Source organism: Paenibacillus rhizovicinus (assembly GCF_010365285.1).
Lineage (GTDB): Bacteria > Bacillota > Bacilli > Paenibacillales > Paenibacillaceae > Paenibacillus_Z > Paenibacillus_Z rhizovicinus.
The window spans coordinates 6,372,961-6,386,931 of the sequence record NZ_CP048286.1 but is presented as its reverse complement, the minus strand read 5'-3'; the positions used below and the strand labels follow the sequence as shown (position 1 = coordinate 6,386,931).

At 55.6% G+C, this 13,971-nt stretch carries 18 protein-coding genes; 7 read left to right on the top strand and 11 right to left on the bottom strand.

Annotation, left to right across the window (positions count from 1 at the left end):
- Positions 1 to 11: 11 nt before the first annotated feature.
- Together aroA and GZH47_RS28535 are read right to left on the bottom strand one after the other, a co-directional pair.
- Entirely contained in the window at positions 12 to 1,310 is a 1,299-nt protein-coding gene (gene aroA, locus GZH47_RS28540) for a 3-phosphoshikimate 1-carboxyvinyltransferase (RefSeq protein WP_162644342.1), read from the bottom strand.
- 102 nt (positions 1,311 to 1,412) lie between these two features.
- Positions 1,413 to 1,934 carry a shikimate kinase gene (locus GZH47_RS28535; protein WP_162644341.1) on the bottom strand — a complete coding sequence of 174 codons (522 nt, stop codon included), beginning with the start codon at positions 1,932 to 1,934 and terminating at the stop codon, positions 1,413 to 1,415.
- 43 nt (positions 1,935 to 1,977) lie between these two features.
- Between GZH47_RS28535 and GZH47_RS28530 the strand changes: the two genes are divergently transcribed.
- A complete protein-coding gene (locus GZH47_RS28530; RefSeq protein ID WP_225446255.1) occupies positions 1,978 to 2,373 on the top strand; it encodes a hypothetical protein in 396 nt (131 codons plus the stop codon).
- On the opposite strand, the gene gndA is transcribed toward GZH47_RS28530, so the two are convergent.
- The 4 genes from gndA to GZH47_RS28510 form a co-directional block, all read right to left on the bottom strand.
- On the bottom strand, positions 2,354 to 3,766 hold the full coding sequence (gene gndA / locus GZH47_RS28525; RefSeq protein WP_162644340.1) for an NADP-dependent phosphogluconate dehydrogenase: 1,413 nt from the start codon (positions 3,764 to 3,766) through the stop codon (positions 2,354 to 2,356). The genes GZH47_RS28530 and gndA overlap by 20 nt on opposite strands.
- A 1,019-nt stretch (positions 3,767 to 4,785) precedes the next feature.
- The gene (locus GZH47_RS28520) at positions 4,786 to 5,382 is read right to left on the bottom strand and encodes a hypothetical protein (RefSeq protein ID WP_162358324.1); all 597 of its coding nucleotides are present in this window, start codon (positions 5,380 to 5,382) and stop codon (positions 4,786 to 4,788) included.
- Between the two features lie 284 nt (positions 5,383 to 5,666).
- On the bottom strand, positions 5,667 to 5,867 hold the full coding sequence (locus GZH47_RS28515; RefSeq protein ID WP_162644339.1) for a hypothetical protein: 201 nt from the start codon (positions 5,865 to 5,867) through the stop codon (positions 5,667 to 5,669).
- Positions 5,868 to 5,988: 121 nt separating this feature from the next.
- The gene (locus tag GZH47_RS28510; RefSeq protein ID WP_162644338.1) at positions 5,989 to 6,414 is read right to left on the bottom strand and encodes a hypothetical protein; all 426 of its coding nucleotides are present in this window, start codon (positions 6,412 to 6,414) and stop codon (positions 5,989 to 5,991) included.
- 154 nt (positions 6,415 to 6,568) lie between these two features.
- Between GZH47_RS28510 and GZH47_RS28505 the strand changes: the two genes are divergently transcribed.
- The 6 genes from GZH47_RS28505 to GZH47_RS33915 all read left to right on the top strand — a co-directional run bounded on the left by GZH47_RS28505 (position 6,569) and on the right by GZH47_RS33915 (position 8,924).
- Positions 6,569 to 6,805 (top strand): spore germination protein, encoded by a 237-nt coding sequence (locus tag GZH47_RS28505; RefSeq protein WP_162644337.1) that lies wholly within the window; start codon positions 6,569 to 6,571, stop codon positions 6,803 to 6,805.
- Positions 6,805 to 7,005, top strand: coding sequence for a spore germination protein GerPB (locus GZH47_RS28500; RefSeq protein WP_162644336.1), 201 nt, complete (start codon positions 6,805 to 6,807; stop codon positions 7,003 to 7,005). The genes GZH47_RS28505 and GZH47_RS28500 overlap by 1 nt, the downstream gene beginning before the upstream one ends.
- Before the next feature lie 18 nt (positions 7,006 to 7,023).
- Positions 7,024 to 7,860 carry a spore germination protein GerPC gene (gerPC, locus tag GZH47_RS28495; RefSeq protein WP_162644335.1) on the top strand — a complete coding sequence of 279 codons (837 nt, stop codon included), beginning with the start codon at positions 7,024 to 7,026 and terminating at the stop codon, positions 7,858 to 7,860.
- 19 nt (positions 7,861 to 7,879) lie between these two features.
- A complete protein-coding gene (locus GZH47_RS34715; protein WP_162637936.1) occupies positions 7,880 to 8,176 on the top strand; it encodes a hypothetical protein in 297 nt (98 codons plus the stop codon).
- The gene (locus GZH47_RS28485; RefSeq protein WP_162644334.1) at positions 8,169 to 8,675 is read left to right on the top strand and encodes a spore germination protein GerPE; all 507 of its coding nucleotides are present in this window, start codon (positions 8,169 to 8,171) and stop codon (positions 8,673 to 8,675) included. Before GZH47_RS34715 ends, GZH47_RS28485 begins: the two co-directional genes overlap by 8 nt.
- Before the next feature lie 126 nt (positions 8,676 to 8,801).
- Positions 8,802 to 8,924 (top strand): sporulation protein YjcZ, encoded by a 123-nt coding sequence (locus tag GZH47_RS33915; protein WP_192043661.1) that lies wholly within the window; start codon positions 8,802 to 8,804, stop codon positions 8,922 to 8,924.
- A gap of 257 nt (positions 8,925 to 9,181) precedes the next feature.
- Here GZH47_RS33915 and GZH47_RS28480 read toward each other — a convergent pair whose 3' ends face one another.
- From GZH47_RS28480 to GZH47_RS28460, 5 genes are all read right to left on the bottom strand, one after another.
- On the bottom strand, positions 9,182 to 9,634 hold the full coding sequence (locus GZH47_RS28480; protein WP_162644333.1) for a GyrI-like domain-containing protein: 453 nt from the start codon (positions 9,632 to 9,634) through the stop codon (positions 9,182 to 9,184).
- A gap of 187 nt (positions 9,635 to 9,821) precedes the next feature.
- Positions 9,822 to 11,750 carry a threonine--tRNA ligase gene (gene thrS / locus GZH47_RS28475; protein ID WP_162644332.1) on the bottom strand — a complete coding sequence of 643 codons (1,929 nt, stop codon included), beginning with the start codon at positions 11,748 to 11,750 and terminating at the stop codon, positions 9,822 to 9,824.
- A 497-nt stretch (positions 11,751 to 12,247) separates the two neighbouring features.
- A complete protein-coding gene (locus tag GZH47_RS28470) occupies positions 12,248 to 13,081 on the bottom strand; it encodes an MBL fold metallo-hydrolase (protein ID WP_162644331.1) in 834 nt (277 codons plus the stop codon).
- Positions 13,075 to 13,407 carry a hypothetical protein gene (locus tag GZH47_RS28465; protein ID WP_225446254.1) on the bottom strand — a complete coding sequence of 111 codons (333 nt, stop codon included), beginning with the start codon at positions 13,405 to 13,407 and terminating at the stop codon, positions 13,075 to 13,077. Before GZH47_RS28465 ends, GZH47_RS28470 begins: the two co-directional genes overlap by 7 nt.
- Positions 13,408 to 13,422: 15 nt before the next feature.
- On the bottom strand, positions 13,423 to 13,968 hold the full coding sequence (locus tag GZH47_RS28460) for an aromatic-ring-hydroxylating dioxygenase subunit beta (RefSeq protein WP_162644330.1): 546 nt from the start codon (positions 13,966 to 13,968) through the stop codon (positions 13,423 to 13,425).
- Positions 13,969 to 13,971: the final 3 nt, after the last annotated feature.

Genomic DNA, 13,971 nt, shown 5'->3' with positions numbered 1-13,971 from the left:
CTTAGCTTGCCTTACTTGGATTCCACCCATTCCACGTTCGCGCCAAGCGCCTTCATGTGGTCGAAGAAGATCGGGTAGGATTTGGCCACGTGATGCGCATCGTGAATGCGGATCGGCGCTTTCGCGCGGAGACCGACAACGGTCAGCGCCATGATTACGCGGTGATCGTAATGCGCGATAATGTCCACGCCGCCTTCGACGCCTTCCGGACGTCCATGCACGATGATTTCACTGCGGCGCTCTTCTACGTTGGCGCCTGCTTTGCGAAGCTCGTTCAAGTAATCGGTAATCCGGTCGCATTCTTTGAAACGAAGGTTCTCGACGTCGTAGAAACGGGACGTGCCTTCGGCGAATACAGCTGCGGCAACCATGGCCAGCACGGCGTCCGTCGCTTTGTCGCCGTCGAACTCCAATGCTTTCAGCTTGCCGTTGCCTTGCACGTGAACGACGCCGTTGTCATGCGTCAGCGGAACTTCCATCATCCGCAGCACGTCTACGATCGCTCGCTCGCCCTGCTTGCTGTTCTCCATTAGACGATGCAGCTTCACGTCCGATTGCGTGACGGCAGCCGCCGCGAGCACGGCCGCGGAGCCCGGGTAGTCGCCTTGCACGATATATTCTTTGGCCGCGTATTTCTGTCCGCCCTTCACGCGGTAGCGCATCAGGTCCTCGCTCGCTTCGATAACGATGCCCGCCTGCTCCAGCACTTCCAGCGTCTGGCCGACGACGACTTTGGATTTCAAATCATGCAGCACTTCGATCTCGCTGTCTTCTTGCAGCAGCGGCGTCAGGAAGAGGAGCGCGCTCAGGAACTGAGAGCTGACATTGCCGGATACTTGGATTTTTCCGCCTTTGGCCGCGCCGCCGTGGATCGTGATCGGCAGTTTGCCGGCGTTGTGCTGTACGTCCACGCCGATTTGACCGAGTGCATCGATCAGATCGTCATGCGGGCGTTTGCCAAGGGAATCCGGGTAGCGGTTAATGAACGTGACATCCGGTGCCAGGGCCGCGATCGCCATAAGAAAACGCAATACGGCGCCTGCGTTGCCGACGTCAAGCTCTTTCACGTCGCGCGGGTTCGCGCCGAAGCCGGTAATCGTGATTTTCTCTTCGTCTTCTTCGATTACTGCACCCAAATCGCGGATGCAGCGGCGCATCGCATCGCTGTCTTCGCTGTGAGCCGGGTAATAAATCGTGCTTGTGCCTTCCGCAAGCGCCGCGACCAACAGGTAACGGGTCGTGTAGTTTTTCGAAGATAGCGCTTGAAGCTCGCCTTGCAGTCTTGGTGTAGGAGTAACAAGAACGTCCATAGTTGCGTAGATCCCCTTCATTAATGGAATATTGGCTGATAAGAATCCGTCCGATGGAAACGGCCGAACGAATGCGCGAAAGCAATTCCGTCCGGACAGGCTCTAGCGGATCATGGCTTGCGCGATTCGTTCCACGACCTCTTCGACGGCGAGGGTCGTCGTATCGATCGTCAAGTGTGCAAAATCATAGGCATGCTTCCGGTCTTCGAGCAGCTTATAGACGCGTTCCCGAACGTTGCCCTCGAGCAGCGGCCGGTCCGGATCTTGGCTGACGCGCGCGATCAATTGCTCGGGATCCGCCGTAAGCGCCACGACAAATCCGTTCTTCATCATGAGCTCGCGATTGGCCGGCGCAAGCACAGCCCCGCCGCCTGTCGCGACGACAAGCGTGTCCCGCGTACTCAGCACGGCTTCCAATGCTTCCGTCTCCGCGGCCCGGAAGGCGTTCTCGCCCCGGCTCGAGAAGATGGAGGCGATCTCTTCTCCTTCGCGCTTCACGATTTCGGCATCCACGTCGCAGGTCGAGCAGCCCAGCCGTCTCGCGAGTTGTTTGCCGACCGTGGATTTGCCCGTGCCCATGAAACCGATGAGTACCACATGCTGCAGCGGCTTATTGTCGCTCATGATTGACACCTTCCCTTACGTCTTTACACGATAAACATGTTTCATGATTATAGCATTATTAGAGATACACGGGTATAAAAAACTTGTTTCTACCGTAGAGTTGATAGTACTGGTGCTTACTTTGAAAGGAGTGAATTTCATGGCTTCCATGCCTGAACCCTTCTCCGCTCTATATCGCGTCAACCGCATCAACGATCCCGATTACCCTTTGTCCCGCGAGGACGTCATCTGGACGCTCGAATTCGTGAAAAAGAAAATGGCTGACGAAGCACCCGAATTGCACGGTCTCCCCCAGCCACTCTTATTAAGAAAATTTCAAAGCTTCGCGGAAGCTTCCTTGCTCCTGCTGAAGCAGCGCAACGGATGCGGCCCTGAAGCCGACCGGCTGCGCCTGTACCTGCAGGAATTGATAGCCGGTCTTACGATTGAATCCAGTTGAAGTGGAACGTGCCTTCTTTGTCCACGCGTTTGAACGTGTGAGCGCCGAAGTAGTCACGCTGCGCCTGCAGCAGGTTCGCCGGAAGACGCTCCGTGCGGTAGCTGTCGTAGTAGGACAGCGCGCTTGAGAACGCCGGTACCGGAATGCCTTGCGTCACGGCCGTTGCGATTACTTCGCGCCATGCGCCTTGGTACGATTCCACGATTTCTTTGAAGTATTCGTCAAGCAGCAGGTTGCTCAGATCGGCATTGCGATCGTAAGCATCTTTGATGTTTTGCAGGAAGCCGGCGCGAATGATGCAGCCGCCGCGGAAGATCATCGCGATATCGCCGTAGCGAAGGTTCCAGCCGTACTCGTCGGATGCCGCGCGCATTTGAGCGAAGCCTTGCGCGTAAGAGCAAATTTTGCTCGCGAACAGCGCTTTGCGAACGGCTTCGATGAATGCCGCTTTGTCGCCTTGGAATGGAGCCGCTTGCGGTCCTTTCAGCAATTTGCTTGCTGCTACGCGTTCTTGCTTAAGCGCGGACAAGAACCTGGAGAATACGGATTCCGTAATGATCGACAGCGGAACGCCGAGATCCAGGGCGCTTTGGCTCGTCCATTTACCGGTACCCTTCTGGCCGGCGGAGTCAAGGATAACGTCAACCATCGGTTTGTTCGTATCCGGATCGTATTTGGAGAAAATGTCTGCAGTAATTTCGATCAGGTAGCTGTCGAGCTCGCCTTTGTTCCATTCCGTGAAGATGGATTGCAGCTCTTCCGTGCTAACGCCGAGTACGCGGCTGAGCAGGTCGTAAGCTTCGCAGATCAGCTGCATGTCGCCGTACTCGATGCCGTTGTGAACCATTTTCACATAGTGGCCGGCACCGTCCGGGCCGATGTATGTGCAGCAAGGGTCGCCGCCGACTTTAGCGGAAATTGCCGTCAGAATCGGTTCAACGAGTTTATAAGCCGATTCTTGACCGCCAGGCATGATGGACGGTCCTTTCAGCGCGCCTTCTTCGCCGCCGGAAACGCCGGTGCCGATGAAGCGGATGCCGCGACCTTCAAGGTCTTTGCTGCGGCGAACCGTATCAGGGAAGTAGGCGTTGCCGCCGTCGATGATGATATCGCCTTGGTCGAGCAGCGGAACGAGCGAGTCGATCGTCGCATCCGTGCCTGCGCCTGCTTGAACCATGATCAAGATTTTGCGAGGTACTTCAAGGGATTGTACGAATTCTTCGATTGTGTATGTACCGACGAGGTTTTTGCCAGCTGCTTCCTTCATCAAGTCGTCCGTTTTCTCGCGCGAACGGTTGAATACGGATACCGTAAAGCCTCTGCTTTCAATGTTGAGCGCAAGGTTCTTACCCATGACGGCAAGGCCGATAACGCCGATTTGCTGCTTAGACATAGAATTCTCCACACCTTTTCTCTGATATTGTGTTGAAGCATTGCGCCGTGCCGTGAGGCTCTATACGCATACAATACTCCTATTTTACTCTTTTTGAACGCTAATGAAAACTAGTCGGGGAGAAAAATGTCGATTTGCTTTTTGAAAAGCTTTTGACGACACCTTTAAAACATTTTCAAAACCCTAAGGCGTTTCACAACCTTTGAAACATTTTCACAACCCCCTAATGCGTTTCCCAACCTCCTAAATCCCCCTTGCCTAAGGGGGACCCCAGGGGCTCCGTCCCTGGACCCGGAATTTTGCGTACCTGCTGCGGGGCCGCCTTCGAAGTTGCGTTGGAGGAAGGCTCGTTTTCGTCCGCTGGCGCGGACACACTTTCAGCTTGCGTTCTTCCTTTACTGGGTGCCTGCAATTAGTTGACGCTAGCCGTTTGGAAGTTTATCCCACCGGCGCTAACGAATCGAGATGGCGCTATTTGCCCCTAATTGCTGCTTCTAGCACCGTAACGAACTTCAGCAGCGCTATTTGGCATTTGATCCTGCTTGCCCAATCAATTTCGCATCAATAAGACGTAGTGGATTCTTTAGCCTGCTTTTGGTGTCTGTTTTGTTGATTTAAGACGTATAGGATTCTTTAGAGCTGGTTGCGCATTTTTTGCCAAACCCTAAAGCGTTTCACAACCCCTTAAATCCCCCTTGCCTAAGGGGGACCCCAGGGACTCCGCCCCTGGACCCGGAATTTGCGTGCCTGCTGCGGGGCCGCCTTCGAAGTTGCGTTGGAGGAAGGCTCGTTTTCGTCCGCTGACGCGGACACACTTTCTGTCGGCAGTCCTACGCGGCTTGCTGCCTTAGTTCACAATCCTTCCCTCCGGGGCTCCATCCTTGGACCCGGAATTCGCATGTCGGCTACCGAGCTCTCTCGGCAGCCGTCGTCCTGCTTCCAAATGCTTATATAATCAAAATAAACCCCCGGTTCGTTTAGCACCGGGAGTTTATTTAATGATTTCGCTTATTGGTATTTCAAAGCTCAAGCTGTATCATCTCAGTTCTTAGGGATTGCAGCCTCTCTTTGGACTGCGCCATGTCGGTTTCGCGCCCTTCGGTAATCGCTTCGTGGAGGACGGACAGTTCGTAATCAAGTTCGTAACGGAGAACGGACGCACGCTCTTCGGCTCTCTTCGACTGAAACGCCTGAATCACTTCTTCCACTGTGACAAAAGGTTTCTTCTGATAAATGATCCGATGCTCCATGCCGGACACCTCCACAAGTCTTATGATTTCGCCAAACATAATGCTTTCAATGACGATCTGTCTGTCCTTGAACCGTTTGACCACTGCATGACCTCGTGAATCGTTGATCAGCTTCTCCAGCAAATCCGACAGCTTCTCATCCTTGATTAAATAATCGCCGACGATTTTATAGCGGTTGCGCATCCGTTGAAACCGAAGTTTAACCAGTTTGCGGCCGCTTCGTACGGAGATGAGAAAATAAACTTCTGTTTCGCTCCAATAAAGCGAATAACCCTCCTGGATCAAATCCCGAATGAGATTTTGGATTTGCCGGCGGTCGAATCGCAGCTCTAAATTGCAATACTCTACTTCATAGCTCTTGTTCATCGGCAATCCCTCCCTTCGTTTGGATTCATTGACGAAATGTTCTGAATATTCTCTCATATCATTATCTTATACTCCATCTTATGTTCTGGCAACTTGGATTATTGACTATTTTTAAACGTGCCGGGCTGATTTGGACAAACAAATTTCTTTCGACGTCCAGGCATAATCCGCAGCTCTAGGCCAATGGCGCATAACGTCCGGCAGGAACGAAAAAAGTCGCCTTCGCACCCGGATCTCAGGCAGCGAAAACGACTTTGCATGCGTTCGATAAGACGTTCATGGCGTCATACATACCATGTTTTCAGAATAATGCCGAACACGACGCCGCTCACGACCGCGCCGACGAAGCTGAACGTACCCGCGCGATACTTCAGTTCGAACATTTTCAATACGCCGAAACTGAGCAAGCCGAAAAACAACATAATGAAAATCGCGCCTGTAATGAACAAGCCCGCCGAAATGGAACTGACATCCACCAGTGTCACGGAAAACACTCCCTATGCAAGATCTATACTTGCATTATAAGCCAACGTTCGACGGATTAGCCAGCCGCCGGCCATGGGAAGATCGGGCAAATCGGTGACAGTTCCGTGAACGGATGCAGGATCACAAACCTTGAATCGTCGCGATATGCGATTTTTTGCTCGGCGGCCGTTTCCTCAGCTTGATTTTGAGCACGGCTCCGTCGTACTCCGCCTGGCATGTTCTAGGCAGCACCAGCTTTGGCAGACGGATCGTTTCATCCCCTCCGCCGGGCAGGCCGCTAAGCTTCACACGGTCTTCTTTGGCCAGCAGACGGACCTCCGCCAGATTAACCGTTTCTCCGATCGGGTACGTGACGATGACGAAACGCTTCGTCTCCACGACGTTGGCGTTCGTCGCTTGAAGCGCCGACGAGGCAGCCGGAATCGCCTTGTTCATCATGCCGCGGACGTAATTCTCGATCCACTCCGACTGCCGGAACATATCAAACCCTTTGGGCAGCTGCTGCCTCTCCATCCACTGCTCCAATTCCTCCCAATTCAACGCCATATCCAGTCCCTCCGCTCTATTCATCTGCTTCATCTATATGCGTTAGCCCAAATGTCGGCCACTGTCTCGGCTCCCCAGGAAAAGTAACCTCTGGGCGAATGCCGCATAAGATGTAACATCTGCTCGCTGAATTTCAACTAAGGAGTGACGCGTTATGCCCGCTATCGTCGGTTTCGTCAAAGTCATCAGCGTCGGCTCAAGCGCCATCGTGCAATTCGGCGATTCCGTTCAGCTGTCGCCGTCGAGTTCCTCCAAAACGTACGCAGGATCCGGTTCGTTCCTGACCGGCAGCCTGGCGAACTCCAACAATGCCGTCAGCGCCACGAACACGAGCGATCCCGACGTGCAGGACAACACGAATAATGAAGTCGCAACCGGGGTCAACGTCTAATGAATCTCACGGTTCATCAGACGATCACGATCCACCAGCTTCGAGTAGACAGCGTTGCGAACTCCTCCGTCCTGCAGGTCGGGACGGCGGGTTCCATCGCTTCCAATGCCCAATTGTTCAACACGGGCGGGTTTACGGAACCGGCGCCTCAGCTCGAGGAGAATCCGATCAATTTCGTGCCGCTGCCGAATCCGCATTAACGCCGGAGGTGCCTGCATATGCAAAGCGAAGCTCAGAGGATGCCATCGCCATGGCAAGCGGTCATGGGACTCAACCAATACGTGCAGCAGCTGCAGTGCCAGATAAACGATCAGCAGGCGCTCATCAACCGGTTATGCCAGCAGCTTGAAACGTTGAACGAACGAATCCAGGCCGTAGAAAATAAACCATACTATCATGTCGATACGATTCAGTACCATTTCGACCAGCTAAAGGTGGAGAAGCTGTCCGGCACCCTCAACATCGGAATGTCGGCGCCAAGCGACGAACAGCTCAAGGAAATCGGACAATTGGTCATGCCGGCAAACGACTTGAACGGCGGGCACGGAGGAAATGCCGGACACGGCGGGAATGCCGGTAACGTGGGCAATGGCGGGCAAGTCTGGAATGGCGGCACTGTCGTGAACAACCTCAAGCCTTCCATGGAGATGAAAACCGATCCGCAGGCGACCAATACCCCGCATCAATTCCCTGCTCCTTCTTCGACCGGGCTTCAGCCTGCCATCTCGCCCGCTCCGCCTTATCCGGAGATCCGCCATGTCATCGATTGCTACTTGGACCAATCCGCGTCGCTTAAGCTGCAGCAGTACGAAGCCGAAGCCGGCCTTTCCTTGGATCCATACCATCGGAGGCTCGTCATTGAAGATATTCGGAAGCAGATGAGTCAGCGTATCCAATTCTATATTCAAATGGTATCCCGCGAGTCGGAAGGCCAGAACAGCGGCTCAGCCGCCAAGCCGGATTCCGGTCTGCAGGAAGAAGTCATTCGCAAGACGACGCGCGATATCGATGCGGCTTTACAGAATTATCTCAGCCGTTTGACCGGCAATCCATAACCGCGAGAGGAGTATGACCATGCAGCTCAATGTAGTAAATCACGTGTTAGCGGTCGGCAGCATCCAAGTGACGGGCGTCGCGAGCGCCTCGATCTTGCAAATCGGGGACACCCAGACGATCTCGCTCATTTCCATGTTCGACACGCCGCCGGAGTCTGTCATTGTAGGGCCTTTCGCACCGTTGGAAGCGCCTGAGGACGCCGAACGGGCAGAAGGCGAAGGGGATGTGTTCAAGAAGGAACAAGAAGAGATCCTGGACGCGCTGAACGGGCAGCCGGACGGAATCCCCGCTGGACTGGAGCAGACGAATGGATGATTTATCCGTCTCCCGGCTCCCGCTCGACGAATTTTCGGACTACCCTGTGCGCGTATCGGAAGTCGGGGGCGTCTGGCTGACCAGTATCGGCGGCTCTTCGATCGCGCAGTTCGGCGACCGGGCGGATATCGACGCCTCCATTCGCGGCGTAGCCGTGCAGCGGGAATCGGATCACCTCGTCTCGCAGGATGTTTATTTCGAATCCTATGATCTGTTTTCCCAACCCGTTCCGCCGCCTACGCCATGGCTGACCGCCGCTGCCAGGGATCCGGTCGACATGCGGACGATTAACCGCGATCCGCGCATCAGCGTCGGGAGCATCGAGATCATCGCCGTCAGCGGCGCTGCCATGGTGCTGGTCGGCAATGGCGTGCACTCGAGGTCCGAATCGCGCATCAGCAATATCCGGCAGTTCGCGAGGCCGCCGATGCGGTACTACGGCACGGGCTGCTGTCCGCCCCTGTCATCCTGCCCGCGAGACGATGGAGGTTCCGTATAGGCAAACGTGTAATTATAGCTGTACCCCGTACAAACGTCCAGACGAAATCGCTCCTCCATCATATATTGCTTATGTGATAAGAAACATCACAAATTAACCACTCAGGAGGTATGTACAGTGGGATACATGAATGGTGTAGGCGGCGCAGGAATTGGTTGCGGCGGCCCAGGCGTTCTTTGGACTGGTGCAGGTGTAATCCTCGTTCTCTATATTTTGCTCGTAATCGTTCTTCGCGGCGGTTTCCTGTGAGCCCAGACTCCCTGTAACTCAAGAAAGGTCCTGCCGACGGGCAGGACCTTTTCTTTGCGTTTTACGAGTTTCAAGCATCATCGGCTGCGCACCGTAATGAAGCTTCTCTTCATGCAGAGCCTGGTACAAGGAAACACGGTTTAGTAAGGGAAGCTCCAGTAAGGTACGGTTCAGTAAGATACGGTTCAGTAAGATACGGTTCAGTAAGGCACAGTAATGTATGGCACAGTAATGTATGGCACGCTTCGGGAAGCCCCTTACTTCGCAATAGGAATGTACACGTCCACCTCATCCGGCCAGAGCGACTTAGGCAACCGGTACACTTCCAATGCCATTCCGCGTTTGTTGTTCTGCAGTCCCTTCGCCTTCAAATAGGCGTGAAGCAGCTCGTAAGGATCGGTTCCTTGTGCCCGCACCGTCACATATCGCTGTTCCGGGATAATGAAGCCGATCATCCCGTACGGGACGACGGACAACTGATTCACCTGCATGCAGAACAAGTACGTAAATAACTGCTCGCATACGAAAGACGGACAAACGTACGATTCGGAATCCAGCAAGCCTTTAATCTCGAACCTGCGGCCGATGAACAGCTTCTTCAGCTGTTCCACCCGTTTCGGCTCATGCGCCGCAAGAGGCGACGTAAGCGCCATCCCGATATAGCTTCGCTCCGGCAGCGTTATTTCCTTGACATCATCAAGCGTGCTCATGCAGGAAACCTCCTTGGGCGATCGTTGGATTCCGAACCCCGCTTCCTGATTCTGTGCTGTTAAGCAATAGCCTATAACGGCTCATCCCATCCGTCAATAGGCGGCATGAACGGCCTGCCAATCACGATCGGAGCCGCTTTAAGCACGGCTTTATCGCTCACGTGCCGATACGATACCGCCTGCCAGATCAGCTCCGCGCCGCCGCTTCCGCTTGCAGCCTCGCGATCAGATCCTGCACCGGAAGAGCGCCGATATCACCCTCTCCGCGCCGCCGCACGGACACAGTGCCGTCATTGCGCTCCGTCTCGCCGATCACCAGCGTATAGGGCGCTTTCTCCAGCTGCGCCTCGCGGATTTTGTAGCCCAGCTTCTCCGGCCGTTCATCGATTTCCGTGCGAATTCCCGCTTCCACCAGCAGCGCTTGGATCTCGAATGCACGACTGTGATCGCGTTCGGATACAGGGACGATCTTCGCCTGCACGGGCGCCAGCCAAAGCGGGAACGCGCCGGCGTAGTGTTCCGTGAGGATGCCGATGAAACGGTCGATCGACCCATACACCGCACGGTGAATGACGACCGGACGATGCTTGCCTCCATCTTCTCCGATGTAGGCGAGATCGAATTTCTCCGGCATTTGAAAATCCAGCTGCACCGTCGCGCACTGCCAGCTCCGTCCGATCGCGTCGCGGATATGAAAATCGATCTTCGGGCCGTAGAATGCGCCGTCACCGGGGTTGATCCGATAGTCCGCTCCCTTCGCTTGCAGCACCGACTCCAGCGATCGCTCCGCGCGTTCCCAGATCTCCGGCGAACCCATCGAATCGTCCGGCTTTGTCGACAGCTCGATCCGATACGAGAAGCCGAATACCGCGTACATCTCGTCGATCAGCGCGATAATGCGGCCGATTTCGTCTTCGATCTGATCGGGCCGCACGAACAGATGCGCATCGTCCTGACAGAACGACCGTACGCGGAGCATGCCGTTCAGCGCACCTGAAAATTCGTGTCGGTGCACCTGGCCGAACTCCGCCAGCCGGATCGGCAGCTCGCGGTAGGAACGCAGCCGGTTTTTGTAGATGAGCATATGTCCGGGACAATTCATCGGTTTCAAGGCGTACTCCGTTTCGTCGACCATCGCGAAATACATATTATCCTTGTAATGATCCCAATGCCCGGATTGCTCCCAGAGCCTCCGATTCATCATCAGCGGAGTACGCACCTCGTCATAGCCCCGCTTCCGTCCGAAGGAGCGCGAGAAATCCTCCAGCAGCGTGCGCACGATCATGCCTTTGGGCAGGAAGAACGGCATGCCCGGCGCTTCCTCGGAGAACATGAACAGCCCGAGCTCCTTGCCGAGCTTCCGGTGGTCGCGCTTCTTGATTTCCTCCAGCAGCTCCAAATGATGCTCCAGCTGCGCTTTCTTCAGGAATGCCGTGCCATAGACACGCTGCAGTACGGCGTTGCCCGCATCGCCGCGCCAATACGCGCCGGCTACGCTGAGCAGCTTGAACGCCTTTATCCGCCCCGTCGAAGGCAGATGCGGTCCGCGGCACAGGTCCACGAATTCGCCTTGCTCGTATACGGAGATTTCCGCTTCGGCGGGCAAATCGCGGATCAGCTCGACCTTTAACCGTTCACCTCGCGCCTCGAACAGCGAAATCGCCTCTTCCCTGCCGAGCACATGGCGGACAATGGGCAAATTCTCGCGCGCGATCGCCTCCATTTCCTTCTCGATGGCACGCAGTTCAGCTGGTGTCAACGGCTCCGCAGCCGCGATGTCGTAGTAGAATCCGTCCTGAATGACGGGTCCGATTCCGAGCTGCACCTCTCCCGCTCCGCGGCCGCCGTAAAGGCGCTTGACCGCCTGAGCCAGCAAGTGAGCCGTGCTGTGGCGGTACACCTCCAGCCCCGCATCGCTTTCCAGCGGGATGATCTCCACCTCGCAATCCGCTTGGATGACGGAGCTCAAATCAACCAGCCTGCCGTCCACTCTGCCTGCGACGGCGTTCTTGCGCAGCACGGGACTGATCTGCTCCGCCAGCGTCGCGACCGACACCCCTTTGCTGCAGCTTCTTACCGATCCATCCGCCAGTTTCACGCTTACCTTGTTATCCATACGCCTTCCTCCGTCCGTTTCGAGTGGTTGAACGCAGGATGATTCGTACGCCGGCCGCCTGGAGCAGCGTCAGCGCGAGTTCACCCTTCGGTTCGGAGAACGCAAAAAAACGCAATCCGTCCCGAAAGGGACGAGTGCGTTCTGCTCGTGGTTCCACCCTAATTCGACCCGAACAATGCGTTCGTCACGCATTGCTAACAAGGTCCTTATTGGAATCCGGTAACGGGGATGAATCGGTTCCGTTTACAACCGCGGCACTCAGCCGGCGGGTTCAACGTGACGGCTGCAAAGTGGTAATTCCATATCACGGGACAGAAGGGATTCGCAGCAATCATCCCTCTCTCTGTGCAGCCCGACGATAGGAACCGTGTCTTTGGTTCTCGCCCTGTATGAATCTGTGTTCCATATTATTCAGGAGGTTACCGGAAATGTCAAGGGGGATTCAAAATTTTCGGCAAAGCTTACGAATACTCGTCTCCCAAGCCGCTGCCATCGGCTCAACTCAAGGCGGCCTGAGCGCGTTCTTGGGCCAATTGCTGCATATTCGCCTCATGACGCAGTCTGAAGCCCAGCCTGAAACGATACCCCAACCGATCCATGAACGCCTCAAAACGGCTGTCATCCCGTTCATCGAGAAGCTCTTCCGTCAAGCGAAGGTACGCTTCGGAATCGGCGATCCGCCGGGCGATCTCTTTGCCGTCGGCGGTCACGGCGCCGTGGCTGGGCAGCAGGAGAAGGTCGTCATAATCCCGAGAGAACGAGGCGATTTTCGCCAGCGTTTGCCGATAATGGCCGTACGTGTCGAATACGAACGGAAATTCGATGTCCGACACGTAGTCGCCGGTAATCAGCATGTTCAGCGGTTCCACCAGGCACATGAGGCCGTCGTCGTTATGTCCATATGCGGTCCGAAACGTCAATGTCGTGCCGCCTATCGTCAAACGTTCGCCTTCTTCCGCGACGGCAATATCCACGCGCGGATAGTCGATGCCGTACGGGCGCCGAATATAGAATTCATCGTCCAGCCGTTCAACGACCGCTGTCCGATCAGCCTTATCCTGACGATTCGCCAGCGTCTGCCCGGCGATGACCGTGCAGTCCGCGAAAGAACCGAAACCGACGATGTGGTCGAAGTCGGAATGCGTGAAGAACAGGTAGACCGGACGGCCGCCCTGCACCTCGTCCACGTACTGACGAACGGCATCGATCTCGGATGGCAGGTAATTAGGGTCCACGACAAGCACGAGATCGTCCGTTTCGATGACGAAGCAGTTCGTTTGGTACAGCTCGCTTTGAAAAACGCGCAGCCCTTTCGCGTGATACGTCAGCATGCTTCGTCCTCCTTCTCAATCTTCTCGCTCTTCTCGTTCATTTCGATCTGTTCGCTTATCTCGCTCTGTTCGCTCTCCTCGCCCCCCTCAATCGTGCCCGCCTCAACACCGAACCGGTACGGCTCGAGCGGCGTCTGGAGCAGCACCGAAAACATGTCGGCGGACTGCCATGTCAGACTTTCTAACGCGAGCGGATCGAGGCAAATGCTCAGCCCCAGTCCGTTCGATACGATCTCGAGCCGCTCTCCGTTGCGGGTTCTCACTTTGCGCACGGTGACGCTCGCGAATTCGTTGGCGATTCTGATTTCTTGGTCCGTGCCCATCATCCGCTCCACCTCGCCTTATAGAAAAATGCCCAAGCTGCTAATGCCCATCGTCGTATGATCCAGCCATACGATCCGCTTGGCCAGCCGCCAGCCGTCGCTTGTCCGGCGCAGCGTATCTTCCCGCTCGCCCGACACCAGCTCGTACGCCGGACTGTCGAAGCGGCTGCGGAATAAGAGCAGGTTGCTGCGAACGACGATCTCCTGCTCCCCGCCGCGATCGACCGCCTCGGACAATCGGAAATTCGTCAGGAAATGCCGCGTACGCGAAGGCGGATCCTCCGCCCAGTTGTAATCCGAGAACGTCCGTTCCACGCGCATCGCAATCGAGCCCATATTTTCGTTCATATGCCACGCCTGGTCGCTAAACGGGCTGGCCGCGTGACGCTCCCGGGTAATCCGGATCGGAATCTGATACCGAATATCCGCCGCGAGCAGCCCGATCCAATCGCCGTATTGCCCGCGATCAAGCAATTCGGCTTCCCGGATGAGAAACTGCTCGCCTTCCAGCAGCAGCCGGCGGTTCACCGGATCGCATGCATCGATGATTTGTTGCTTCTCCATTCC